A 20,906-nucleotide genomic window follows, 5' to 3' on the forward strand; every position below is an offset into this window, starting at 1 on the left:
ACCGGGTTGTCTGTGAAGTGATTCACATCTGCCGTGTCGATGGAGGCGCATTATAGGGATCCCATTTTTTAGCACAAGTATTTTTTAGATCTTTTTTTTCAACTGCTGATTTTCCGCGCTTTTCGCTGAAATCCCGCCCGATTTGCTTAAATATTGACGTATTTTGCCTTGCCTCGATCCCATATTATGATCAAAGTCTTCTGTCTAGCGCTCATCCTTAGAGGTAGTTATGTCTACTGTATTACGTCCTTATAAAGATCTATTCCCCAAACAAGGCGATCGCGTGATGATCGATGCCAGCAGCGTAGTCGTAGGTGATGTCCGAATGGCTGATGATGTCAGTATCTGGCCACTCGTTGCCATCAGGGGAGACGTTAACTCTGTGTCGATTGGCGCACGTACCAATATTCAGGACGGCAGCGTTCTGCATGTCACGCACAAATCCTCTTATAACCCGGAAGGTAATCCACTCATTATTGGAGAGGATGTCACCGTCGGTCACAAAGTGATGCTTCACGGCTGCACTATAGGAAATCGCGTACTTGTTGGCATGGGATCGATTTTGCTGGATGGCGTCATAGTAGAAGATGACGTAATGATTGGTGCCGGTAGCCTGGTCCCGCAGAACAAACGGCTGGAGAGCGGCTATCTCTATCTGGGTAGCCCTGTAAAAAAGATCCGCCCCCTGAAGGAGGCAGAGATCGAAGGATTAAAATACTCGGCGAACAACTACGTTAAATGGAAGAATGACTATCTGGATCAGGATAACCAGACCCAGCCCTGATCGTCTTCCTGCTGGTCGCGGATTAAATCGCTGGCTTCTTCTTCAAGATCCCAGCGATTTTCACAAAATATGTCTAAAGGGTCTGAACCGCCAAAACGACGTAGCAGCGTTTCCCCATGAATGGCACAGGTAAGCTGCATCCCCTGCACCAGCACCGGGAAGCAGACTGCTTGTTTATCCTCATCCCAGCTCTCTCTGTCCGGGAAGTGAATAGCCTGATTCACGCCGAAAGCTCCTGCTTTAACTTTTCTATCACCGGCTCGACTGCAGGTAACACACCATGCCAGAGCAGCACCGCATGCGCAGCCTGGCCCACCAGCATCCCCAGCCCGTCGGCTAACTGTTTCGCGCCATGTTCTTCACACCACATAAGGAAGGGTGTCTTCCCTTTCTGGTAAAACATGTCATAGAAGTACATATGAGAGTTGATAAGAGAAACGGGGATTGCCGGGATCTCACCATTAATGCCGCTGGACGTGGCATTGATGACCAGATCAAATTCACGGTCTTCGAGATCCTCAAGCGCGATGGCGCTCACGCTACCGGTATGGGCAAACAGCGCCGCCAGCGCTTCTGCCCTGGAAAAGGTTCTGTTGGTAATGGTCACTGCACAGTCCAGTGAAAGCAGGGGCAACAGCACGCCCCGCGATGCACCACCCGCACCAATCAGCAGAACCCGGAAACCAGGCTTGATAAACGAAAGTCTTTCCAGATCGCTCAGTAAACCAATCCCGTCAGTGTTGTCACCCAGAAGGCGGCCATCCTCAAGCCGTTTTAAGGTATTTACTGCACCAGCAAGTGAAGCACGCTCGGTCAGTTCGTCTGCACGTTCAAATGCCTCTTCTTTAAAGGGAACCGTCACATTCGCCCCTTTGCCGCCCGCAGCGAAAAACGCCTCGAGCGTTGGGATAAATGCATCAACCGGTGCCAGCACGCGGCCGTAAGGGTGATCTATCTGCAACTGCTCCGCAAATTGCTGATGGATCAAGGGTGACTTACTGTGTGCAATCGGGTTACCAAAAACAGCATAAGTTTCCATGAGATTACCCCTGGCGAAAACGTTCACCGGTTAATGCGTCGCGAATTTCGGACGGATTCAGGCGCCCTCCCGTCTCGCCGACAGCAACAGGAAAATCATTCCCGAACTGTGCCAGCACTTCTTCGGTTGTCCGGCACGGAGGTAACCCGGTCAGATTCGCGCTGGTTGAAACCAGTGGTTTACCAAACGCCACACAAAGCTCAACCACCAGCGGATGGTCGGTGACGCGCACCGCCAGCGAATCAAACCGTCCGGTTAACCAGCGCGGTGTTGTCGGCTGAGCCGGGAAAACGAAGGTCACCGGCCCAGGCCATACGGAGAAGATGGCTTCACGCTGGGCCGGGGTAAGCATGGAATCATCAATGTAAGGTTTAAGCTGCTCATAATTGGCCGCGATTAAAATCAGCCCTTTTTCGACAGGCCGTTGCTTAAGTGCCAGCAATCGGCCAACGGCCGTCTCACTGTCAGGATCGCAACCGACCCCAAAAACAGCTTCAGTTGGATAAGCGATGACTTCTTCTTTTTTCAGTACGTCCACTGCAAACGCAATGGAACCTGATGGCAGGTTATTATTCACTGTTTTGATCCGCCGGAACCGGCTTTCCACATTGTTTACTGGCGCAGAAGCGTTTAATGCCTTGCGCGGTTTTCTTCTCGATGAGTAGCGGATAATGGCAATGCACGCAGATACCCGCTACCGGTTTGAAATTGATAACGAACTGGCAGTCAGGGTAACGATCGCAGGAATGGAAAGTCTTACCAAAACGAGAACGACGCTGTACCAGTTGACCACGTTGGCACTGAGGACAGGCAATAGCCGTTTCATCTGGCTTATCAATTTGTTCTGTATGCTCACATTCCGGATAACGGCTACAGCCAATAAACATACCGAACCGCCCCTGACGCAACGCTAATTCACCACCACAGGCAGGACATAACTGCCCCTCCAGAATTTTAACGATATGTCCATCCGCCTGGCTTTTAAGAGGACGGACATAATCACATTCCGGATAGTGTGAACAACCGAGAAACGGACCGTGTTTCCCGGACCGAATAACAAGTTCAGCCCCGCACTGCGGGCAGGGCTCGTTTTTATGCACCGTAAATAGTGCGGATTTGGCCATAACAACTCTTGGTGCTGCACATTTGAATTAATGCAGCATACCTTCATTCACTTCAAAGAGTAATTCTTCCATTTGCTGATAGGCATTTTCACAACCCGGGATATTAAACAGAACCATCAGGATCACCCATTTGAGATCTTCCAGTTCAAATTCTGCCGTATCCAGCGCCATGACGCGCTCTATCACCATTTCTCTCGTTTCGAGGTTTAGCACCTGAATCTGCTCAAGGAATAAGATGAATCCCCGGCAGCTGGCATCCAGCCTTTCACACTCTTCAGCGGTATAGATGCGTACTGACAATGGGTCAGAAGCAAGCTGCATCGGTTCGGCGAGGCCTTCCTGATAATCAGCCAGTTTTTCCAGCCACATCAACGCATTATAGATATCTTCCCGCTCAAACCCCGCATCGGTAAGATCCTGTGTCAATTTGTCCTGATCCACTCGCATTTCTGCTTCGTTATGGATGTAAGTCTCAAACAAATACATCAGTACGTCGAACATGGCATGCCCTCCTTAATCGGACATAGCCGCCGGGTACAGCTGCGATCCACCCTGCTAACTCCAGTTCGAGTAGCTGTGCTACCGTTACTGGCACAGGTTGGCCGGCACGTTCAGCGACAACGTCAACAGGTGTTACCTCATCTCCTACGTTAGCCAGGAGCTTAGGAAATGGCAATGCCACCTTTCCCTGATCTGACGAATAATGTCGCTTTTCGGGATCTTCCTTCAGCCATTGCAACCCATGTTGCAAATTTTCAAGAATATCCCCTACCTCGGTTACCGGCGTTGCGCCCTGCTTTATCAGCCAGTGTGGCCCTTCGCAGCCGGGGTTACCTATCGGACCGGGCAAGGCGAAAACCTCCCGTCCCTGCTCAAGTGCGCACCGGGCGGTGACCAGAGAGCCGCTTCGCACTGCCGCTTCAACGACCAAGACGCCCTGGCTTAACCCGCTGATAATCCGATTACGGCGCGGAAAGTTTGCCGGTCGGGGCGGTGCCGAGAGAGGAAACTCAGACACTATCGCCCCGTCAGATTCAATAATCTGCATCGCCAGAGCCTGATGCCGACGGGGATAAACGCTAAACAGGCCGTTCCCCAGCACGGCCACGCTACGTCCTTTTGCGGACAGCGCAGCGTGATGGGCGACACCGTCAATACCGCAGGCCAACCCGCTGGTGATTGTGAAACCGCTTTGTGAAAGCTGTTCGCACAGGATTTTCCCCCACCGCTCACCGTACCATGACGGCGCCCGACTCCCCACCACAGCCAGTTTGACAGTATTAAGCGTCGCTAAGTTACCTTTTACACATAATGCCCCGGGATAATCGGGAATCGTTCGCAGCAAAGGGGGATAAAAGGGATGGTTTGCCGTCAACAAATGATTTCCCGGCATTTCAAGCCACTTAAGGCTTCGCTCCAGTTCACTTTCCTCTAAGGCAAAGAAACGGATAGCCTGTTTTGCTGACAGCCCGGCGTTTATGACAGCAGGAACATCTATATTTGTCTGCTTGTGCAACCGTGCAGCGGCTTCCAGCATCCCATCACCACACAGAGAACCCGTGTGGATAAGCCGTAACCATATCTCGGTAGACGTCATCCTTTCCCCCTGCCATAAGCGGCCTGCGCAATCATTGCGATTGGTCACTGATGCTGTCAATCGAACGGGGATTTGTCTAGAATAGAAGTAATATTCTTATCAACTCCTGAACACGACTCTGGAAATTTATGGCAGTTTTGCAAGTGTTACATATTCCGGACGAGCGCCTTCGCATCGTCGCTGAACCGGTTAAAGAAGTGAATGCAGAAATTCAGCGTATCGTCGATGATATGTTCGATACCATGTACGCTGAAGAAGGCATTGGCCTGGCGGCGACCCAGGTAGACATTCACAAGCGTATTATCGTGATCGACGTTTCTGAAAATCGCGATGAGCGTCTGGTGCTGATTAACCCTGAGTTGCTTGAAAAGAGCGGCGAAACGGGTATCGAGGAAGGCTGTTTGTCCATTCCTGAACAGCGCGCTTTGGTGCCACGTGCCGAAAAAGTGAAAATTCGCGCCCTGGATCGTGACGGTAATCCGTTCGAACTGGAAGCAGACGACCTGCTGGCGATTTGTATTCAGCATGAGATGGATCATCTGGTCGGTAAACTGTTTATCGATTACCTCTCGCCGCTGAAACAGCAGCGTATTCGTCAGAAAGTAGAGAAACTGGATCGTTTGCGCTCTCGCGCATAACGTCCCCCCGGATACAAGGATCATCGTGTCTAAAACACTACGTATTATCTTCGCGGGAACCCCTGATTTTGCAGCGCGTCATCTTGACGCGCTGTTATCTTCTGGTCACCAGGTTGTTGGCGTCTTTACCCAGCCGGACCGCCCGGCTGGTCGCGGTAAAAAACTGATGCCGAGCCCCGTAAAGGTGCTGGCAGAAGAGCATGGGCTACCCGTTTTCCAGCCCGCCTCCTTACGCCCTCAGGAAAACCAGCAGCTGGTTGCTGACCTGAATGCCGACGTAATGGTGGTGGTGGCGTATGGTTTAATTCTGCCAAAAGCCGTGCTTGATATGCCTCGCCTGGGCTGTATCAACGTGCATGGTTCCCTGCTCCCGCGTTGGCGTGGTGCGGCACCTATACAGCGCTCCCTGTGGGCGGGTGATGCTGAAACCGGCGTGACAATCATGAAGATGGATGTAGGTTTAGACACGGGCGACATGCTGTATAAGTTGACGTGTCCCATTACGGCAGAAGATACCAGCGCTACGCTGTATGACAAGCTGGCAGATCTCGGCCCAGAAGGGCTCATTAAGACCTTACAGCAGCTTGCTGACAATACGGCGAAGCCTGAGGTTCAGGATGAGTCTCTCGTCACCTACGCCGAAAAACTGAGCAAAGAAGAAGCCCGGATCGACTGGTCTCTCTCCGCCGCTCAACTTGAACGCTGCATCCGCGCCTTCAATCCATGGCCAATGAGCTGGCTGATGATTGATGAGCAGCCCGTGAAAGTCTGGAAAGCGTCAGTGATTAACAGCGTCACAGCAGCTGAACCCGGTACGATTATCGACGCCAGCAAGAACGGAATCCAGGTTGCGACGGCAGAAGGGATCCTGAATCTTGAGTCGTTACAACCGGCCGGTAAGAAAGCCATGAGTGCACAGGATCTGTTAAATTCCCGTCGCGAATGGTTTATACCGGGCAATCGCCTTGCCTGATCCAATATTTGCTTAAAGCCCGGTGTTCCGGGCATTTTTATTTTTACGGTTATGAAAAAACAAAATCTTCGCAGTATGGCGGCGCAGGCCGTTGAGCAGGTCATCGAGCAGGGTCAGTCATTGAGTAATGTCCTGCCTCCCCTGCAACAAAAAGTATCTGATAAAGACAAAGCCCTGCTTCAGGAGCTCTGTTTTGGCGTCCTGCGCACTCTCTCTCAACTTGAGTGGCTCATTAATAAGCTGATGTCACGCCCAATGACCGGCAAACAGCGCACCATACATTATTTGATTATGGTGGGTTTTTATCAGCTTCTTCATACCCGAATCCCCCCTCATGCCGTACTGGCTGAGACGGTGGAAGGTGCCGTTGCGATTAAACGTCCTCAGTTGAAAGGGCTGATCAACGGTGTACTGCGTCAGTTCCAGCGACAGCAGGAAGAGCTGCTGGCTGAATTTACGCAAAGCGAAACACGTTACCTGCACCCGGACTGGTTTCTGAATCGCCTTAAAAAGGCGTATCCACAGCAATGGCAAAACATTGCCGAAGCCAATAATCAACGTCCACCGATGTGGCTGCGCGTAAACCGGAATCATCATACCCGCGATGCCTGGCTGAGCTTGCTCGAAGAGGCCGGAATGAGTGGATTCACGCATGATGCCTATCCTGACGCCGTGCGTTTAGCTTCCCCTGCACCGGTACATGCTTTACCCGGTTTTGATGAAGGCTGGGTGACCGTACAGGATGCCTCTGCTCAGGGTTGTATGACTTTCCTTGAGCCGAAAAATGGCGAGCAGATCCTCGATCTGTGCGCAGCACCGGGCGGAAAAACAACGCACATTCTGGAAGTGGCTCCGCAGGCCAGCGTGATGGCAGTCGATGTTGATGAGCAGCGTCTTTCACGCGTCTACGATAACCTTAAGCGTCTGGGTATGAAGGCTCAGGTTAAGCAGGGCGATGGACGCAAACCCGCAGAATGGTGTGGTGAAACACAATTCGATCGTATTTTGCTGGATGCCCCTTGCTCTGCAACCGGTGTTATTCGCCGTCACCCCGATATCAAGTGGCTGCGCCGCGATCGTGATATCAAGGAACTTGCCCAACTGCAATCGGATATTCTTGACGCCATCTGGCCGCATCTAAAACCTGGTGGAACGCTGGTCTACGCGACCTGCTCCGTGCTGCCGGAAGAAAACAGCCAGCAAATCGCGGCCTTCCTTAAACGCACTCCGGACGCTACGCTGCGTGATACGGGAACACCTGAAAACCCGGGTCAGCAGAACCTGCCGGGTGCGGAAGAGGGTGATGGCTTCTTTTACGCTAAGCTAATCAAAGAGTGATGTTGAGAACAGGTCACAAGATATGAAGATTATCATTCTGGGCGCAGGACAGGTTGGTGGAACGCTGGCAGAAAACCTGGTTGGCGAAAACAATGACATCACTATTGTTGATACCAACGGCGATCGTCTGCGCGTATTGCAGGACAAGTTTGACCTTCGCGTTGTGCAGGGTCACGGTTCGCATCCGCGCGTTCTGCGCGAGGCTGGCGCTGACGATGCCGACATGCTGGTTGCGGTCACCAGTTCTGATGAAACCAATATGGTGGCTTGTCAGGTGGCCTATTCGCTTTTTAACACACCAAACCGAATCGCGCGTATCCGCTCTCCGGACTATGTTCGCGATGCCGAGAAACTGTTTAATTCAGAAGCGGTTCCAATCGATCATCTCATCGCGCCTGAACAACTGGTTATCGACAATATCTATCGCCTGATCGAATATCCAGGGGCACTGCAGGTGGTGAACTTTGCCGAAGGGAAAGTCAGTCTGGCTGTAGTTAAGGCTTATTACGGTGGGCCATTGATTGGCAACGCGTTGTCCACCATGCGCGAACATATGCCCCATATTGATACGCGCGTCGCCGCTATTTTCCGTCACGACAGACCTATCCGCCCGCAAGGCTCTACCATTGTCGAAGCTGGCGATGAGGTCTTCTTTATTGCTGCCTCTCAGCATATCCGTGCGGTGATGAGTGAGCTACAGCGTCTCGAAAAGCCTTATAAACGTATTATGCTGGTCGGCGGCGGCAATATCGGCGCGGGTCTCGCGCGCAGGCTTGAAAAAGACTATAGCGTGAAATTGATCGAGCGCGATCAACAGCGGGCTTCTGAACTGGCGGAGAAGTTGCAAAATACGATCGTATTTTATGGCGATGCGTCGGATCAGGAGCTGCTGGCAGAAGAACATATTGATCAAGTAGATCTTTTTATTGCCGTCACTAATGATGACGAGGCGAATATTATGTCTGCCATGCTCGCCAAGCGTATGGGGGCAAAGAAGGTCATGGTGCTTATCCAGCGCAAGGCTTATGTTGATCTCGTTCAGGGCAGCGTTATTGATATTGCCATTTCACCGCAGCAGGCAACGATTTCGGCCCTGCTTAGCCATGTACGTAAAGCGGACATTGTCGGTGTTTCATCGCTCCGCCGAGGTGTGGCTGAAGCCATTGAAGCGGTGGCGCATGGTGATGAAACCACGTCACGCGTTGTGGGCCGCGCCATCGACGAAATTAAATTGCCGCCAGGCACCATAATCGGCGCTGTCGTGCGTGGGAATGATGTCATGATCGCCAATGATAATTTGCGTATTGAACAAGGCGATCACGTAATTATGTTCCTTACCGATAAAAAGTTTATTACCGACGTCGAACGTTTATTCCAGCCAAGTCCCTTCTTCCTTTAATGAGTCGGGTGCTCGCATACGAGCACCCACGCTTTAACCGCTTAATTCCTGTGCCTTTTATTTTTCATAACGTTTAATTATCCCGAATGGCAAATAGCTAATCATTTGTTAAACTTATAGTCGTCAGCTGGCACAAGGAGAACATAATGAGTTTTATTAAAGAATTTCGCGAATTTGCGATGCGCGGGAACGTGGTTGATTTGGCAGTGGGTGTCATTATTGGTGCGGCATTCGGCAAGATTGTTTCATCATTAGTTGCAGATATCATCATGCCGCCTTTAGGGTTGCTCATCGGGGGCATTGATTTCAAACAATTCGCCTTCACGCTGCGTGAAGCGCAGGGGGATATCCCGGCAGTAGTGATGCATTATGGCGTATTTATTCAGAACGTATTTGATTTCGTGATTGTGGCGTTTGCTATTTTCATGGCTATCAAGCTGATCAACAGACTCAACCGTAAAAAAGAAGAGCCAGCAGCTGCGCCAGCACCAACGAAAGAAGAAGTCTTGCTGACTGAAATCCGCGATCTGTTAAAAGAGCAGAACAACCGCGTTTAATCAGCAAATTAAAGCAGGAAGGCCAGTGGTAAATAAGCGATTCGCTTGCTTGCCACTGGCCTCCCAGTTACCCCGTTTTGCATGTTTGTTTGTACGCAGATAACTTCCCTTCCCTTTTTTATTCTTTTCAACACGCTGTCGAAAAAGCGGGTCGTGAAGTAAGGCCTCAATGGCATTGTCTTTAATTTGTCCCTTCGTATGCTGATAGTGGCTCATCTTTTCTCCTGAGCATGGTTTATGACGACGGAAGTCTAGACCCGGGTGGATTAAAAATCAACATCCCCGCGTTTCTCCACTGGCCCCCTGTTCAAGGGCTTCAAGAATTGAACAATAAATACTGCTATGGGCCGTTCCACAGCAGGCATCATTCAGCCTTTGCAGAGAACGTTGCATGGTTTGCAGCTCCTGAATACGGGCTTCAACTTCATCAAGCCGGGCCTGCACGATGCTTTTTGATTCCTGGCAGGTATGATGTTCAGGATCGATGCGGATCGATAATAACTCGCGGATCGAGTCCAGCGTGAATCCAAGCTGTCGCGCATAGCGTATAAATCTTAAACGCTGTAGATCGTTATCGGTATAAAGCCGAAACCCGCCTTCTGTGCGTACTTCATGATCGATCATCTGCTGCTTTTCGTAATATCGGATAGTATCCGGCGTTACGTTCGCGAGCTTTGCAAGTTCACCGATACGGTACATCGCTACTCCTCGTTTATTTTCTGCATCAATCTTTCACTGTATTCGCCATGCAGAAATTCAGTACTCAACCCGGCCTGACGTAACTTGAGCTCGACAAGGGCAAGCCTGCGGCTAAGTTCAATATGTCGTGGATCGTCCCGGCGAATACCTTTTAGCAAATCGATAAGTTCAACGGCCTCTCTGCGCTGCTCAAGCTCAGGAGGAAGACAGCCGGCGTTTTTTAGTAAACGGTATCCGGCCCGCAATTCAGGCGCAATATGCGAATCATCTTCCAGCACAAGAGGTTCGCCGCTTCCGGGGAGATCGTCGAAATCACCTTTATTTTGGGCATCGCGAATATGGCGTTCTGCCCACTGGTCAAGCAACCACATCGTCAGCTCCAGGGGATGAACAGAATTAATACAGACATTGTAGAGAAGTGGGGATACTGCGGATATAAAAAAACCCGCCGAGGCGGGTTTTTTTACGTTACTGCAGATTACTCTGCAGCAGCTTCTGCTTTCTCTGAACGATCAACCAGCTCGATGTAAGCCATCGGCGCGTTGTCGCCTGCACGGAAACCACACTTCAGAATGCGAGTGTAACCACCGGCACGGCTCGCGAAACGCGGGCCCAGTTCGTTAAACAGTTTTGCCACGATCTCGTTATCACGAGTGCGGGCGAATGCCAGACGACGATTAGCAACGCTGTCAGTCTTGGCAAGAGTAATCAGCGGCTCAACTACGCGACGCAGCTCTTTCGCTTTAGGCAGGGTCGTCTTGATGATTTCATGACGAACCAGTGAACCTGCCATATTGCGGAACATAGCCTGGCGATGGCTGCTGTTGCGGTTCAGTTGACGACCACTCTTACGATGGCGCATGACCTTATCCTTCTCAGTAAAACCTTAACCTGTGATCCGGTTACTCGTCAGCAATGCTTGCTGGTGGCCAGTTTTCCAGGCGCATGCCCAGAGACAAACCACGTGAAGCCAGCACGTCTTTAATCTCGGTAAGAGATTTTTTACCCAGGTTCGGCGTTTTCAGCAACTCAACCTCGGTACGCTGTACCAGATCACCGATATAGTGGATAGCTTCTGCCTTGAGGCAGTTAGCAGAGCGGACAGTCAATTCGAGATCGTCAACAGGGCGCAGCAGGATCGGATCGAATTCTGGTTTCTCTTCTTTCACTTCCGGCTGACGAACATCACGTAAGTCAACGAAAGCTTCCAGTTGTTCTGCCAGGATGGTTGCCGCACGACGAATCGCCTCTTCAGGATCGATTGTGCCGTTGGTTTCCATTTCGATGACCAGCTTGTCCAGGTCGGTACGCTGTTCTACACGCGCTGCTTCAACATTGTAGGCAATACGCTCTACAGGGCTGTAGCATGCGTCGACCAGCAGACGGCCGATTGGGCGCTCATCTTCTTCCGAATGAATTCGGGCAGAAGCCGGCACATAACCACGACCGCGCTGAACTTTGATACGCATGCTAATAGCTGCGTTCTCATCGGTCAGGTGGCAGATCACGTGCTGCGGCTTGACGATTTCAACATCACCGTCGTGGGTGATGTCGGCTGCAGTCACAGGGCCAATGCCAGATTTATTCAGAGTAAGAATAACTTCATCTTTACCCTGAACTCTCACCGCCAGCCCTTTCAGGTTGAGCAGGATTTCAAGGATATCTTCCTGAACGCCTTCTTTGGTGCTGTACTCATGAAGTACACCATCAATCTCAACCTCGGTCACCGCGCAACCCGGCATCGATGAGAGCAGAATACGGCGCAGTGCGTTACCCAGAGTATGGCCAAAGCCACGCTCTAAAGGCTCAAGGGTCACCTTGGCGTGCGTCGAACTCACTTGCTCGATATCTACCAGGCGCGGTTTTAGAAACTCTGTCACAGAACCCTGCATTGTGTCCTCTCTTTGGTACTAAGCTTTACTTGGAGTAAAGCTCGACGATCAGGTGTTCGTTAATGTCCGCAGACAGATCAGAACGTTCCGGCTGACGCTTGAACGTACCTTCCATCTTGCCAGCATCAACTTCCAGCCAGGTTGGCTTTTCACGCTGCTCAGCCAGCTCCAGAGCGGCCTTCACGCGAGATTGCTTTTTCGCTTTCTCACGAATGCTAACAACGTCATTCGCTTTAACCTGATAAGAAGCGATGTTAACAACACGACCGTTTACCATGATTGCTTTGTGGCTAACCAACTGGCGTGATTCAGCACGAGTCGCGCCGAAGCCCATACGGTAAACAACGTTGTCCAGACGACCTTCCAGCAGAGCCAGCAGGTTTTCACCTGTGTTGCCTTTCAGACGTGCTGCTTCTTTATAGTAGTTACGGAACTGACGCTCCAGCACACCGTAGATACGGCGAACTTTTTGCTTTTCACGCAACTGCACACCATAGTCAGACAGACGCGGTTTACGCGCACCGTGCTGGCCAGGAGCTTGTTCAATTTTACACTTGGTATCGATCGCGCGAACGCCAGACTTAAGGAATAAGTCGGTGCCCTCACGACGGCTCAGCTTGAGCTTAGGACCCAAATATCTTGCCATTTTCTATCTCCAACTAACCTAAAAAACGAGCGTTATACGCGACGTTTTTTCGGCGGACGACAACCGTTATGAGGGATCGGAGTCACATCAGTAATATTCGTGATGCGGAAACCAGCGGCGTTCAGAGCGCGAACAGTAGATTCACGACCCGGACCCGGACCTTTAACCATAACTTCCAGATTCTTGATGCCGTATTCTTTTACGGCTTCAGCGCAACGCTCTGCTGCAACCTGAGCTGCGAACGGAGTGGATTTGCGAGAACCACGGAAACCGGAACCACCGGCTGTTGCCCAACCCAAAGCGTTACCCTGACGATCAGTAATAGTAACGATGGTGTTGTTGAAAGAAGCATGGATATGAGCCACGCCGTCAGAGACTTGTTTTCTTACACGTTTACGTGCACGAACTGGTGCCTTTGCCATTATTCAATCACCCCGATTATTTCTTGATCGGTTTGCGCGGACCCTTACGGGTACGTGCGTTGGTCTTAGTACGCTGACCGCGCACTGGCAGACCACGACGATGACGCAAACCGCGATAGCAACCAAGATCCATCAGGCGCTTGATGCTCATGCTGATTTCACGGCGCAGATCACCTTCAACGACAAATTTGGCAACTTCGTCACGCAGCGTGTCGATTTGTTCTTCAGACAGCTCACTGATCTTAACATCTTCAGCGATACCCGCTGCAGCCAGAATGGCTTTAGAACGGGTCTTGCCGACGCCGTAGATCGAAGTTAATGCGATCACAGCATGTTTCTGATCAGGAATGTTAATGCCTGCTATACGGGCCACTATGCACTCCTACTATTTAATATGTACGCACCATGCTGAAAAGCCCGTTTTCAGGATACTCAAATGGAAACGTACAGACATACAAAAGATTGGCTGGCTAATCTAGCCAGCTCAACCCAACTTTGCAAGAAAAATATGCGAAATAATCAGCCTTGGCGCTGTTTATGCTTCGGCTCGGCACTGCAAATCACACGGATGACACCATCACGCTTAACGATTTTGCAGTTACGGCATAATTTCTTGACGGAAGCACGAACTTTCATTTTTACTCTCCGTAACTTCTCAGGCGACCAATTAGCGGCCGTAGCCTTTCAGGTTCGCCTTCTTCAATGCAGACTCATACTGACTGGACATCATCAGAGTTTGCACTTGAGCCATAAAGTCCATAATCACGACAACAACGATAAGCAGTGAGGTCCCACCGAAGTAGAACGGTACTTTCATTGCATCACGCATGAACTCCGGGATCAGGCAGATAAAAGTAATATAAAGCGCACCAACCAAAGTCAGGCGGGTCATTACTTTATCGATATACTTCGCCGTTTGCTCTCCCGGACGAATTCCTGGTACAAATGCACCGGACTTCTTCAGGTTATCTGCTGTTTCACGCGGGTTGAAGACCAACGCCGTGTAGAAGAAACAGAAGAAGATGATCGCAGACGCATAGAGTAACACATAAAGTGGTTGCCCAGGCTGCAAATACAGCGAAATTGTTGTCAGCCAGTTCCAACCAGTACCGCCCCCGAACCATGACGCGATGGTTGCCGGGAACAGAATAATACTGGAAGCGAAGATTGCCGGGATTACCCCCGCCATATTCACTTTCAGCGGTAAATGTGTGCTCTGTGCAGCATAGACACGACGACCTTGCTGACGTTTCGCGTAGTTCACCACAATGCGGCGTTGACCACGTTCAACGAAGACAACAAAGAACGTCACTGCAAATACTAATACTGCAACCAACAGCAACAGGAGGAAGTGCAGGTCGCCTTGACGCGCTTGCTCGATAGTGTGGGCGATGGCTGGCGGAAGACCCGCAACAATACCGGCGAAGATAATGATTGAGATACCGTTACCGATACCACGCTCAGTAATCTGTTCGCCGAGCCACATCAGGAACATCGTCCCTGTGACCAGACTAACAACAGCGGTGAAATAGAATGCAAAGCCTGGGTTTAATACCAGGCCCTGCATACCAGGCATATTCGGCAGACCGGTAGCAATACCGATCGACTGGAATATTGCCAGCACCAGAGTACCGTAACGGGTGTACTGACTAATCTTACGACGTCCAGACTCCCCTTCTTTCTTCAATTCTGCCAGGGCCGGATGAACGACCGTCAGCAGCTGGATAATAATCGATGCCGAAATATACGGCATGATACCCAGAGCGAAGATAGAAGCACGGCTGAGAGCACCACCAGAGAACATGTTGAACATTTCAATGATGGTGCCTCGCTGTTGCTCAAGCAGTTTGGCAAGTACAGCGGCATCGATACCAGGGATCGGAATAAAAGAGCCAATACGGAACACAATCAGCGCGCCGATAACAAACAGCAGTCTGCGTTTCAGCTCGCCAAATCCACCTTTGGCACTTTGAAAATCTAATCCCGGTTGCTTAGCCATCTGCTACTTATTCCTCAATTTTACCGCCAGCAGCTTCGATAGCAGCACGAGCACCTTTAGTAACACGCAGGCCACGAACAGTTACCGGAGTAGAAACTTCACCAGACAGGATCACTTTCGCGAACTCGATCTGAATACCGATAATGTTTGCTGCTTTCAGCGTGTTCAGGTCTACAACGCCGCCTTCAACTTTCGCCAGGTCAGACAGACGGATTTCCGCTGTGATCGCTGCTTTGCGAGAGGTGAAGCCGAACTTCGGCAGACGACGGTACAGTGGCATCTGGCCACCCTCGAAACCGCGACGTACGCCACCGCCAGAACGAGAGTTCTGACCTTTGTGACCACGACCACCGGTTTTGCCGAGGCCAGAACCGATACCACGACCCAGGCGTTTACCCGCCTTTTTAGAGCCTTCGGCCGGAGACAGAGTATTTAAACGCATCTCTTACTCCTCAACTTTAACCATGAAGTAAACCGCGTTGACCATACCACGAACAGCAGGAGTATCCTCGCGCTCAACGGTATGACCAATACGACGCAGACCCAGGCCAAGCAGCGTTGCCTTGTGTTTCGGCAGACGACCGATTGCACTGCGGGTTTGAGTGATTTTAATAGTCTTTGCCATGGTCAATTACCCCAGAATTTCTTCAACGGATTTACCACGCTTGGCAGCGACCATTTCTGGAGAATTCATATTTTCCAGGCCATCAATAGTTGCACGAACCACGTTAATCGGGTTGGTGGAACCATATGCTTTGGCCAGAACGTTATGAACCCCAGCAACTTCCAGAACGGCGCGCATTGCACCACCGGCGATGATACCGGTACCTTCTGAAGCTGGCTGCATGAATACACGAGAACCCGTGTGAACACCTTTAACAGGGTGTTGCAGGGTGCCGTTGTTCAGCGCGACGTTAATCATATTGCGACGGGCTTTTTCCATCGCTTTCTGGATCGCTGCTGGAACTTCACGCGCTTTACCGTAACCAAAACCAACGCGACCGTTACCATCGCCTACTACAGTCAGAGCTGTGAAGGAGAAAATACGACCACCTTTAACGGTTTTAGATACGCGGTTTACCGCGATCAGCTTTTCCTGCAGTTCGCCAGCCTGTTTTTCGATGTGAGCCATCTTACACCTCTACCTTAGAACTGAAGGCCAGCTTCACGGGCAGCATCTGCCAGTGCCTGGACACGACCATGATATTGGAACCCGGAACGGTCAAAGGAAACATTGCTGATGCCTTTTTCCAGAGCGCGTTCAGCAACAGCTTTACCTACAGCTGCAGCGGCGTCTTTGTTACCGGTGTACTTCAATTGTTCTGAGATAGCTTTTTCTACAGTAGAAGCAGCTACCAGAACTTCAGAACCGTTCGGTGCAATTACCTGTGCGTAAATATGACGCGGGGTACGATGTACCACCAGGCGAGTTGCACCCAGCTCTTTGAGCTTGCGGCGTGCGCGGGTCGCACGACGGATACGAGCAGATTTCTTATCCATAGTGTTACCTTACTTCTTCTTAGCCTCTTTGGTACGCACGACTTCGTCGGCGTAACGAACACCCTTGCCTTTGTAAGGCTCAGGACGACGGTAGGCGCGCAGATCTGCTGCAACCTGACCGATCAGCTGTTTATCAGCGCCTTTCAGCACGATTTCAGTTTGAGTCGGGCATTCTGCAGTGATACCGGCCGGCAGCGGATGCTCAACAGGGTGTGAGAAGCCCAGAGACAGGCCTACTGCATTCCCTTTGATCGCTGCACGATAACCTACACCAACCAGCTGAAGCTTTTTAGTGAAGCCTTCGGTAACACCAACAACCATTGAGTTCAGCAGGGCACGCGCGGTACCAGCCTGAGCCCATCCATCCACGAAACCATCACGTGGACCGAAGGTCAGAGCGTTATCTGCATGTTTAACTTCAACAGCTTTGTTGAGGGTACGAGTCAGCTCGCCGTTTTTACCTTTGATCGTAATAACCTGACCGTCGATTTTAACATCAACGCCGGCAGGAATGACGACCGGTGCTTTAGCAACACGAGACATTCTTTCCTCCGATTAGGCTACGTAGCAGATAATTTCGCCACCAAGACCAGCCTGGCGCGCTGCACGATCAGTCATAACACCTTTAGAGGTAGAAACAACTGCGATACCAAGACCAGCCATAACTTTTGGCAGCTCATCTTTTTTCTTATAGATGCGCAGGCCTGGGCGGCTGACACGCTGAATGCTTTCTACAACAGCTTTACCCTGGAAATACTTGAGAGTAAGTTCCAGTTCCGGCTTGGTGTCGCCTTCAACTTTAAAATCTTCGATAAAACCTTCTTCCTTCAGCACGTTGGCAATTGCCACTTTCAGCTTGGCGGAAGGCATGGTGACCGCAACTTTGTTCGCGGCCTGACCGTTACGGATACGGGTCAGCATATCCGCGATCGGATCTTGCATGCTCATCTGTCTTTACTCCCGTGATTCAATTGGTAATTACCAGCTAGCCTTTTTCAAGCCTGGCACTTCACCGCGCATGGCGGCTTCACGCAGTTTGATACGGCTCAACCCAAACTTGCCCACATAACCATGTGGACGACCTGTTTGACGACAGCGGTTACGCTGACGAGACGGGCTGGAATCACGCGGCAGAGACTGCAGCTTGAGAACCGCATTCCAACGATCTTCGTCGGAAGCGTTCACATCAGAAATGATCGCTTTCAGTTCAGCGCGTTTAGCGAAGAATTTATCAGCTAAAGCTACGCGCTTTACTTCGCGTGCTTTCATTGATTGCTTAGCCATTCAGTAACCCTACCTTACTTGCGGAACGGGAAGTCAAAGGCAGCCAGCAGAGCACGGCCTTCTTCGTCAGATTTCGCAGTAGTGGTAATGGTAATATCCAAACCACGCACGCGGTCGACTTTATCGTAGTCGATTTCTGGGAAGATGATCTGCTCACGGACACCCATGCTGTAGTTACCACGACCGTCGAAAGACTTAGCGGACAAGCCACGGAAGTCACGGATACGTGGAACAGCAATAGTGATCAGGCGCTCAAAGAACTCCCACATGCGTTCGCCACGCAGAGTTACTTTACAGCCGATCGGATAGCCCTGACGGATTTTGAAGCCTGCAACAGATTTGCGTGCTTTGGTGATCAGCGGTTTTTGACCGGAGATTGCTGTCAGGTCAGCTGCTGCGTTATCCAGCAGTTTCTTGTCAGCGATCGCTTCACCAACACCCATGTTCAGGGTGATCTTCTCGACCCGAGGGACTTGCATGACAGAATTGTAGTTAAACTCAGTCATGAGTTTGTTAACTACTTCGTCTTTGTAGTAATCATGCAGTTTCGCCATCGTACTACTCCAAATTACTTGATAGTTTCGCTGTTAGACTTGAAGAAACGGACTTTTTTGCCGTCTTCGAATCTAAAGCCTACACGGTCAGCCTTGCCGGTAGCCGCATTGAAGATTGCAACGTTAGAAACCTGAATAGCAGCTTCTTTTTCAACGATGCCACCTGGTTGGTTCAGGGCCGGAACCGGCTTCTGATGTTTCTTAACCAGGTTGATACCTTCAACGACGAGTTTGCCGGAAGACAGAACATTTTTTACTTTACCGCGTTTACCTTTATCTTTACCGGTTAACACGATAACTTCGTCATCACGACGGATTTTCGCTGCCATGATTCGCTCCTTAGAGTACTTCTGGTGCCAGAGAGATAATTTTCATGAACTTCTCAGTACGAAGTTCACGAGTTACCGGCCCAAAGATACGCGTGCCGATAGGCTGCTCGCTGTTATTGTTCAAAATAACGCATGCATTACCATCGAAGCGAATGACAGAACCGTCAGGGCGACGAACACCCTTCTTGGTGCGCACCACTACCGCTTTCAGCACATCACCTTTTTTGACCTTACCACGTGGAATTGCTTCTTTGATGGTGATCTTGATGATGTCGCCTACGCCTGCGTAGCGACGGTGCGAGCCACCCAGAACCTTGATACACATTACGCGACGTGCACCGGAGTTGTCGGCGACGTTCAGCATAGTCTGTTCTTGGATCATTTTAGTGCTCCGCTAATGTCAACTACTACCTGAGACTCTAAAATCAGAGCCGTTAAAAAGCCCCATATCGAGGGCGCGGCATTATAACACCGCTTCTGCAATATGGGTAGAAAAAATAAACGGCTCATCGCTGAGCCGTTTATTCGTATTGAGAATGCGTACTGTATTACAGAACCGCTTTCTCTACAACGCGAACCAGCGTCCAGGACTTAGTCTTGGACAGTGGACGGCATTCACGGATTTCAACCTTGTCGCCGATACCACATTCGTTGTTCTCGTCATGTACGTGCAGTTTGGTCGTACGCTTGATGAATTTACCGTAGATCGGGTGTTTCACAATACGTTCGATAGCTACAACAATGGATTTCTCCATTTTGTCGCTAACAACACGACCTTGCAGAGTACGGATTTTATCGGTCATTACGCACCCGCCTTCTGAGTCAGTAAAGTCTTAACGCGTGCAACATTGCGACGCACTTGCTTCAGCAGGTGAGTCTGTTGCAGCTGGCCACTTGCAGCCTGCATACGCAGGTTGAACTGCTCACGCAGCAGGTTCAGCAGCTCAGCGTTCAGCTCTTCAACGCTTTTTTCACGCAGCTCTTTTGCTTTCATTACATCACCGTCTTAGTTACAAAGGTGGTTTTGATAGGCAGTTTCGCTGCTGCCAGGCCGAAGGCTTCACGGGCCAGCTCTTCCGGAACACCGTCCATTTCATAAAGGACTTTGCCCGGTTGGATCAAGGCAACCCAGTACTCCACGTTACCTTTACCTTTACCCATACGAACTTCCAGCGGCTTCTCGGTGATCGGTTTGTCCGGGAATACACGGATCCAGATCTTACCTTGACGCTTAACTGCACGGGTCATTGCACGACGTGCTGCTTCGATCTGACGTGCAGTCAGACGACCACGGCCAACAGCTTTCAGACCGAAAGTGCCGAAGCTAACATCCGTACCCTGCGCCAGACCACGGTTGCGGCCTTTGTGCACTTTACGGAATTTTGTACGCTTTGGTTGTAACATCAGCGACGCTCCTTATTTACGGCCTTTACGCTGCTGCTTTTTAGGTTGAGCAGCCGGTTTTTCCGGTTGTTCAACAGCAGCCATACCACCCAGGATCTCACCTTTGAAGATCCATACCTTAACGCCGATTACACCGTAAGTGGTGTGCGCTTCAGAGGTGTTGTAGTCGATGTCAGCACGCAGAGTGTGCAGCGGTACGCGACCTTCACGGTACCATTCGGTACGTGCGATTTCCGCGCCGCCCAGACGGCCGCTAACTTCAACTTTGATACCCTTAGCGCCCAGACGCATTGCGTTCTGTACAGCACGCTTCATAGCACGACGGAACATAACACGACGTTCCAGCTGAGAAGTGATGCTGTCAGCAACCAATTTAGCGTCCAGTTCAGGCTTACGAACTTCAGCGATATTGATCTGTGCAGGAACGCCAGCGATATCCGCTACGACCTTGCGCAGTTTTTCTACGTCTTCGCCTTTCTTACCGATAACGATGCCAGGACGAGCAGTGTGAATAGTCACACGGATGCTCTTAGCTGGACGCTCGATAACGATACGAGATACAGACGCTTTAGCCAGTTCCTTAGTCAGGTACTGACGTACTTTAAAATCGCTGTCCAGGTTGTCAGCGAATTCTTTGGTGTTCGCAAACCAGGTAGAGTTCCATGGTTTTACAATACCCAGGCGAATACCATTAGGATGTACTTTCTGACCCATTGCTAGTCTCCAGA

Annotated in this window: 36 protein-coding genes; 6 read left to right on the plus strand and 30 right to left on the minus strand. The window is 50.7% G+C overall.

Annotated features, from left to right (window positions below; all coding sequences use genetic code 11):
• The first annotated feature begins 229 nt into the window (after positions 1–229).
• Positions 230–784, plus strand: coding sequence for a gamma carbonic anhydrase family protein (locus ACOTYN_RS21475; RefSeq protein WP_050863156.1), 555 nt, complete (start codon positions 230–232; stop codon positions 782–784).
• Here ACOTYN_RS21475 and ACOTYN_RS21480 read toward each other — a convergent pair.
• From ACOTYN_RS21480 to dprA, 6 genes are read right to left on the minus strand one after another with little or no spacing between them, the layout of a single operon-like run.
• Positions 760–1,008 carry a DUF1488 domain-containing protein gene (locus ACOTYN_RS21480; RefSeq protein WP_047624748.1) on the minus strand — a complete coding sequence of 83 codons (249 nt, stop codon included), beginning with the start codon at positions 1,006–1,008 and terminating at the stop codon, positions 760–762. The genes ACOTYN_RS21475 and ACOTYN_RS21480 overlap by 25 nt on opposite strands.
• Entirely contained in the window at positions 1,005–1,823 is an 819-nt protein-coding gene (gene aroE, locus ACOTYN_RS21485; protein WP_014885457.1) for a shikimate dehydrogenase, read from the minus strand. The genes ACOTYN_RS21480 and aroE overlap by 4 nt, the downstream gene beginning before the upstream one ends.
• Before the next feature lie 4 nt (positions 1,824–1,827).
• On the minus strand, positions 1,828–2,400 hold the full coding sequence (gene tsaC / locus ACOTYN_RS21490; RefSeq protein ID WP_332959059.1) for an L-threonylcarbamoyladenylate synthase type 1 TsaC: 573 nt from the start codon (positions 2,398–2,400) through the stop codon (positions 1,828–1,830).
• Positions 2,393–2,947, minus strand: a complete 555-nt coding sequence (locus ACOTYN_RS21495; protein WP_023338824.1) for a type I DNA topoisomerase — start codon at positions 2,945–2,947, stop codon at positions 2,393–2,395. Before ACOTYN_RS21495 ends, tsaC begins: the two co-directional genes overlap by 8 nt.
• A 27-nt stretch (positions 2,948–2,974) precedes the next feature.
• Positions 2,975–3,448: a DUF494 family protein Smg gene (gene smg, locus ACOTYN_RS21500; RefSeq protein ID WP_008503477.1), complete on the minus strand. Its 474-nt coding sequence runs from the start codon at positions 3,446–3,448 to the stop codon at positions 2,975–2,977.
• Positions 3,420–4,544, minus strand: a complete 1,125-nt coding sequence (dprA, locus tag ACOTYN_RS21505) for a DNA-protecting protein DprA (RefSeq protein WP_332959061.1) — start codon at positions 4,542–4,544, stop codon at positions 3,420–3,422. The genes smg and dprA overlap by 29 nt, the downstream gene beginning before the upstream one ends.
• Positions 4,545–4,672: 128 nt before the next feature.
• On the opposite strand from dprA, the gene def reads away from it, so the two are divergent.
• The 5 genes from def to mscL all read left to right on the plus strand — a co-directional run bounded on the left by def (position 4,673) and on the right by mscL (position 9,449).
• Entirely contained in the window at positions 4,673–5,182 is a 510-nt protein-coding gene (gene def, locus ACOTYN_RS21510; RefSeq protein WP_006812188.1) for a peptide deformylase, read from the plus strand.
• Positions 5,183–5,207: 25 nt separating this feature from the next.
• A complete protein-coding gene (gene fmt / locus ACOTYN_RS21515) occupies positions 5,208–6,155 on the plus strand; it encodes a methionyl-tRNA formyltransferase (protein WP_047028195.1) in 948 nt (315 codons plus the stop codon).
• Positions 6,156–6,206: 51 nt separating this feature from the next.
• A complete protein-coding gene (gene rsmB, locus ACOTYN_RS21520) occupies positions 6,207–7,493 on the plus strand; it encodes a 16S rRNA (cytosine(967)-C(5))-methyltransferase RsmB (RefSeq protein ID WP_071922842.1) in 1,287 nt (428 codons plus the stop codon).
• A 22-nt stretch (positions 7,494–7,515) separates the two neighbouring features.
• Complete coding sequence (gene trkA / locus ACOTYN_RS21525; RefSeq protein WP_014885463.1) at positions 7,516–8,892, plus strand: Trk system potassium transporter TrkA; 1,377 nt, start codon at positions 7,516–7,518, stop codon at positions 8,890–8,892.
• A gap of 146 nt (positions 8,893–9,038) precedes the next feature.
• Positions 9,039–9,449, plus strand: coding sequence for a large-conductance mechanosensitive channel protein MscL (mscL, locus tag ACOTYN_RS21530; RefSeq protein ID WP_014833515.1), 411 nt, complete (start codon positions 9,039–9,041; stop codon positions 9,447–9,449).
• Here the strand turns inward: mscL and ACOTYN_RS21535 are convergent, their stop codons facing one another.
• The 24 genes from ACOTYN_RS21535 to rpsC form a co-directional block, all read right to left on the minus strand.
• Positions 9,450–9,665 (minus strand): alternative ribosome-rescue factor A, encoded by a 216-nt coding sequence (locus ACOTYN_RS21535; RefSeq protein WP_071922839.1) that lies wholly within the window; start codon positions 9,663–9,665, stop codon positions 9,450–9,452.
• Between the two features lie 57 nt (positions 9,666–9,722).
• Positions 9,723–10,148: a Zn(2+)-responsive transcriptional regulator gene (zntR, locus tag ACOTYN_RS21540; protein ID WP_014885465.1), complete on the minus strand. Its 426-nt coding sequence runs from the start codon at positions 10,146–10,148 to the stop codon at positions 9,723–9,725.
• Between the two features lie 2 nt (positions 10,149–10,150).
• Positions 10,151–10,519 carry a DUF1992 domain-containing protein gene (locus ACOTYN_RS21545; protein WP_071922838.1) on the minus strand — a complete coding sequence of 123 codons (369 nt, stop codon included), beginning with the start codon at positions 10,517–10,519 and terminating at the stop codon, positions 10,151–10,153.
• A 107-nt stretch (positions 10,520–10,626) separates the two neighbouring features.
• The gene (gene rplQ / locus ACOTYN_RS21550) at positions 10,627–11,010 is read right to left on the minus strand and encodes a 50S ribosomal protein L17 (protein WP_001216368.1); all 384 of its coding nucleotides are present in this window, start codon (positions 11,008–11,010) and stop codon (positions 10,627–10,629) included.
• Positions 11,011–11,050: 40 nt separating this feature from the next.
• Complete coding sequence (locus ACOTYN_RS21555; RefSeq protein WP_002919219.1) at positions 11,051–12,040, minus strand: DNA-directed RNA polymerase subunit alpha; 990 nt, start codon at positions 12,038–12,040, stop codon at positions 11,051–11,053.
• 25 nt (positions 12,041–12,065) lie between these two features.
• A complete protein-coding gene (rpsD, locus tag ACOTYN_RS21560; protein WP_003863314.1) occupies positions 12,066–12,686 on the minus strand; it encodes a 30S ribosomal protein S4 in 621 nt (206 codons plus the stop codon).
• Between the two features lie 32 nt (positions 12,687–12,718).
• The gene (gene rpsK, locus ACOTYN_RS21565; protein WP_003863312.1) at positions 12,719–13,108 is read right to left on the minus strand and encodes a 30S ribosomal protein S11; all 390 of its coding nucleotides are present in this window, start codon (positions 13,106–13,108) and stop codon (positions 12,719–12,721) included.
• Between the two features lie 16 nt (positions 13,109–13,124).
• On the minus strand, positions 13,125–13,481 hold the full coding sequence (gene rpsM / locus ACOTYN_RS21570) for a 30S ribosomal protein S13 (protein WP_003863308.1): 357 nt from the start codon (positions 13,479–13,481) through the stop codon (positions 13,125–13,127).
• Between the two features lie 146 nt (positions 13,482–13,627).
• The gene (rpmJ, locus tag ACOTYN_RS21575) at positions 13,628–13,744 is read right to left on the minus strand and encodes a 50S ribosomal protein L36 (protein WP_000868187.1); all 117 of its coding nucleotides are present in this window, start codon (positions 13,742–13,744) and stop codon (positions 13,628–13,630) included.
• A 31-nt stretch (positions 13,745–13,775) separates the two neighbouring features.
• Positions 13,776–15,107, minus strand: coding sequence for a preprotein translocase subunit SecY (gene secY, locus ACOTYN_RS21580; protein WP_003863305.1), 1,332 nt, complete (start codon positions 15,105–15,107; stop codon positions 13,776–13,778).
• A 7-nt stretch (positions 15,108–15,114) separates the two neighbouring features.
• A complete protein-coding gene (gene rplO / locus ACOTYN_RS21585) occupies positions 15,115–15,549 on the minus strand; it encodes a 50S ribosomal protein L15 (protein ID WP_014885468.1) in 435 nt (144 codons plus the stop codon).
• A 3-nt stretch (positions 15,550–15,552) separates the two neighbouring features.
• Entirely contained in the window at positions 15,553–15,732 is a 180-nt protein-coding gene (gene rpmD / locus ACOTYN_RS21590) for a 50S ribosomal protein L30 (RefSeq protein WP_003863301.1), read from the minus strand.
• Between the two features lie 6 nt (positions 15,733–15,738).
• A complete protein-coding gene (gene rpsE / locus ACOTYN_RS21595; RefSeq protein ID WP_003863299.1) occupies positions 15,739–16,239 on the minus strand; it encodes a 30S ribosomal protein S5 in 501 nt (166 codons plus the stop codon).
• A gap of 14 nt (positions 16,240–16,253) precedes the next feature.
• The gene (gene rplR, locus ACOTYN_RS21600; RefSeq protein ID WP_003863297.1) at positions 16,254–16,607 is read right to left on the minus strand and encodes a 50S ribosomal protein L18; all 354 of its coding nucleotides are present in this window, start codon (positions 16,605–16,607) and stop codon (positions 16,254–16,256) included.
• Between the two features lie 9 nt (positions 16,608–16,616).
• Positions 16,617–17,150 carry a 50S ribosomal protein L6 gene (rplF, locus tag ACOTYN_RS21605; RefSeq protein ID WP_003863296.1) on the minus strand — a complete coding sequence of 178 codons (534 nt, stop codon included), beginning with the start codon at positions 17,148–17,150 and terminating at the stop codon, positions 16,617–16,619.
• A 12-nt stretch (positions 17,151–17,162) separates the two neighbouring features.
• Positions 17,163–17,555, minus strand: a complete 393-nt coding sequence (rpsH, locus tag ACOTYN_RS21610; protein WP_006178918.1) for a 30S ribosomal protein S8 — start codon at positions 17,553–17,555, stop codon at positions 17,163–17,165.
• A gap of 30 nt (positions 17,556–17,585) precedes the next feature.
• Positions 17,586–17,891 (minus strand): 30S ribosomal protein S14, encoded by a 306-nt coding sequence (rpsN, locus tag ACOTYN_RS21615; RefSeq protein WP_003863291.1) that lies wholly within the window; start codon positions 17,889–17,891, stop codon positions 17,586–17,588.
• A gap of 14 nt (positions 17,892–17,905) precedes the next feature.
• Positions 17,906–18,445: a 50S ribosomal protein L5 gene (gene rplE, locus ACOTYN_RS21620; protein ID WP_001096206.1), complete on the minus strand. Its 540-nt coding sequence runs from the start codon at positions 18,443–18,445 to the stop codon at positions 17,906–17,908.
• A 14-nt stretch (positions 18,446–18,459) separates the two neighbouring features.
• Positions 18,460–18,774 carry a 50S ribosomal protein L24 gene (gene rplX / locus ACOTYN_RS21625; RefSeq protein ID WP_003863287.1) on the minus strand — a complete coding sequence of 105 codons (315 nt, stop codon included), beginning with the start codon at positions 18,772–18,774 and terminating at the stop codon, positions 18,460–18,462.
• Between the two features lie 10 nt (positions 18,775–18,784).
• The gene (gene rplN / locus ACOTYN_RS21630; RefSeq protein WP_002919748.1) at positions 18,785–19,156 is read right to left on the minus strand and encodes a 50S ribosomal protein L14; all 372 of its coding nucleotides are present in this window, start codon (positions 19,154–19,156) and stop codon (positions 18,785–18,787) included.
• Between the two features lie 166 nt (positions 19,157–19,322).
• Positions 19,323–19,577 (minus strand): 30S ribosomal protein S17, encoded by a 255-nt coding sequence (gene rpsQ, locus ACOTYN_RS21635; RefSeq protein ID WP_008503489.1) that lies wholly within the window; start codon positions 19,575–19,577, stop codon positions 19,323–19,325.
• A complete protein-coding gene (rpmC, locus tag ACOTYN_RS21640) occupies positions 19,577–19,768 on the minus strand; it encodes a 50S ribosomal protein L29 (RefSeq protein ID WP_003863282.1) in 192 nt (63 codons plus the stop codon). Before rpmC ends, rpsQ begins: the two co-directional genes overlap by 1 nt.
• Positions 19,768–20,178: a 50S ribosomal protein L16 gene (gene rplP / locus ACOTYN_RS21645; RefSeq protein ID WP_002919759.1), complete on the minus strand. Its 411-nt coding sequence runs from the start codon at positions 20,176–20,178 to the stop codon at positions 19,768–19,770. The genes rpmC and rplP overlap by 1 nt, the downstream gene beginning before the upstream one ends.
• Before the next feature lie 12 nt (positions 20,179–20,190).
• Entirely contained in the window at positions 20,191–20,892 is a 702-nt protein-coding gene (rpsC, locus tag ACOTYN_RS21650; RefSeq protein ID WP_000529945.1) for a 30S ribosomal protein S3, read from the minus strand.
• Positions 20,893–20,906 lie beyond the last annotated feature (14 nt).

The organism is Enterobacter cloacae complex sp. IR5458 (assembly GCF_049238025.1).
GTDB lineage: Bacteria > Pseudomonadota > Gammaproteobacteria > Enterobacterales > Enterobacteriaceae > Enterobacter > Enterobacter kobei.

What these genes read in the sequence shown, in the direction of transcription:
- ACOTYN_RS21475 (WP_050863156.1), top strand. Translation starts at nt 230, where the DNA reads ATGTCTACTGTATTACGTCCTTATAAAGATCTATTCCCCAAACAAGGC.
- aroE (WP_014885457.1), bottom strand. Translation starts at nt 1,823, where the DNA reads ATGGAAACTTATGCTGTTTTTGGTAACCCGATTGCACACAGTAAGTCA.
- ACOTYN_RS21495 (WP_023338824.1), bottom strand. Translation starts at nt 2,947, where the DNA reads ATGGCCAAATCCGCACTATTTACGGTGCATAAAAACGAGCCCTGCCCG.
- smg (WP_008503477.1), bottom strand. Translation starts at nt 3,448, where the DNA reads ATGTTCGACGTACTGATGTATTTGTTTGAGACTTACATCCATAACGAA.
- dprA (WP_332959061.1), bottom strand. Translation starts at nt 4,544, where the DNA reads ATGACGTCTACCGAGATATGGTTACGGCTTATCCACACGGGTTCTCTG.
- def (WP_006812188.1), top strand. Translation starts at nt 4,673, where the DNA reads ATGGCAGTTTTGCAAGTGTTACATATTCCGGACGAGCGCCTTCGCATC.
- rsmB (WP_071922842.1), top strand. Translation starts at nt 6,207, where the DNA reads ATGAAAAAACAAAATCTTCGCAGTATGGCGGCGCAGGCCGTTGAGCAG.
- trkA (WP_014885463.1), top strand. Translation starts at nt 7,516, where the DNA reads ATGAAGATTATCATTCTGGGCGCAGGACAGGTTGGTGGAACGCTGGCA.
- mscL (WP_014833515.1), top strand. Translation starts at nt 9,039, where the DNA reads ATGAGTTTTATTAAAGAATTTCGCGAATTTGCGATGCGCGGGAACGTG.
- ACOTYN_RS21535 (WP_071922839.1), bottom strand. Translation starts at nt 9,665, where the DNA reads ATGAGCCACTATCAGCATACGAAGGGACAAATTAAAGACAATGCCATT.
- zntR (WP_014885465.1), bottom strand. Translation starts at nt 10,148, where the DNA reads ATGTACCGTATCGGTGAACTTGCAAAGCTCGCGAACGTAACGCCGGAT.
- ACOTYN_RS21545 (WP_071922838.1), bottom strand. Translation starts at nt 10,519, where the DNA reads ATGTGGTTGCTTGACCAGTGGGCAGAACGCCATATTCGCGATGCCCAA.
- rplQ (WP_001216368.1), bottom strand. Translation starts at nt 11,010, where the DNA reads ATGCGCCATCGTAAGAGTGGTCGTCAACTGAACCGCAACAGCAGCCAT.
- ACOTYN_RS21555 (WP_002919219.1), bottom strand. Translation starts at nt 12,040, where the DNA reads ATGCAGGGTTCTGTGACAGAGTTTCTAAAACCGCGCCTGGTAGATATC.
- rpsD (WP_003863314.1), bottom strand. Translation starts at nt 12,686, where the DNA reads ATGGCAAGATATTTGGGTCCTAAGCTCAAGCTGAGCCGTCGTGAGGGC.
- rpsK (WP_003863312.1), bottom strand. Translation starts at nt 13,108, where the DNA reads ATGGCAAAGGCACCAGTTCGTGCACGTAAACGTGTAAGAAAACAAGTC.
- rpmJ (WP_000868187.1), bottom strand. Translation starts at nt 13,744, where the DNA reads ATGAAAGTTCGTGCTTCCGTCAAGAAATTATGCCGTAACTGCAAAATC.
- secY (WP_003863305.1), bottom strand. Translation starts at nt 15,107, where the DNA reads ATGGCTAAGCAACCGGGATTAGATTTTCAAAGTGCCAAAGGTGGATTT.
- rplO (WP_014885468.1), bottom strand. Translation starts at nt 15,549, where the DNA reads ATGCGTTTAAATACTCTGTCTCCGGCCGAAGGCTCTAAAAAGGCGGGT.
- rpmD (WP_003863301.1), bottom strand. Translation starts at nt 15,732, where the DNA reads ATGGCAAAGACTATTAAAATCACTCAAACCCGCAGTGCAATCGGTCGT.
- rpsE (WP_003863299.1), bottom strand. Translation starts at nt 16,239, where the DNA reads ATGGCTCACATCGAAAAACAGGCTGGCGAACTGCAGGAAAAGCTGATC.
- rplR (WP_003863297.1), bottom strand. Translation starts at nt 16,607, where the DNA reads ATGGATAAGAAATCTGCTCGTATCCGTCGTGCGACCCGCGCACGCCGC.
- rplF (WP_003863296.1), bottom strand. Translation starts at nt 17,150, where the DNA reads ATGTCTCGTGTTGCTAAAGCACCGGTCGTCATTCCTGCCGGCGTTGAT.
- rpsH (WP_006178918.1), bottom strand. Translation starts at nt 17,555, where the DNA reads ATGAGCATGCAAGATCCGATCGCGGATATGCTGACCCGTATCCGTAAC.
- rpsN (WP_003863291.1), bottom strand. Translation starts at nt 17,891, where the DNA reads ATGGCTAAGCAATCAATGAAAGCACGCGAAGTAAAGCGCGTAGCTTTA.
- rplE (WP_001096206.1), bottom strand. Translation starts at nt 18,445, where the DNA reads ATGGCGAAACTGCATGATTACTACAAAGACGAAGTAGTTAACAAACTC.
- rplX (WP_003863287.1), bottom strand. Translation starts at nt 18,774, where the DNA reads ATGGCAGCGAAAATCCGTCGTGATGACGAAGTTATCGTGTTAACCGGT.
- rplN (WP_002919748.1), bottom strand. Translation starts at nt 19,156, where the DNA reads ATGATCCAAGAACAGACTATGCTGAACGTCGCCGACAACTCCGGTGCA.
- rpsQ (WP_008503489.1), bottom strand. Translation starts at nt 19,577, where the DNA reads ATGACCGATAAAATCCGTACTCTGCAAGGTCGTGTTGTTAGCGACAAA.
- rpmC (WP_003863282.1), bottom strand. Translation starts at nt 19,768, where the DNA reads ATGAAAGCAAAAGAGCTGCGTGAAAAAAGCGTTGAAGAGCTGAACGCT.
- rplP (WP_002919759.1), bottom strand. Translation starts at nt 20,178, where the DNA reads ATGTTACAACCAAAGCGTACAAAATTCCGTAAAGTGCACAAAGGCCGC.
- rpsC (WP_000529945.1), bottom strand. Translation starts at nt 20,892, where the DNA reads ATGGGTCAGAAAGTACATCCTAATGGTATTCGCCTGGGTATTGTAAAA.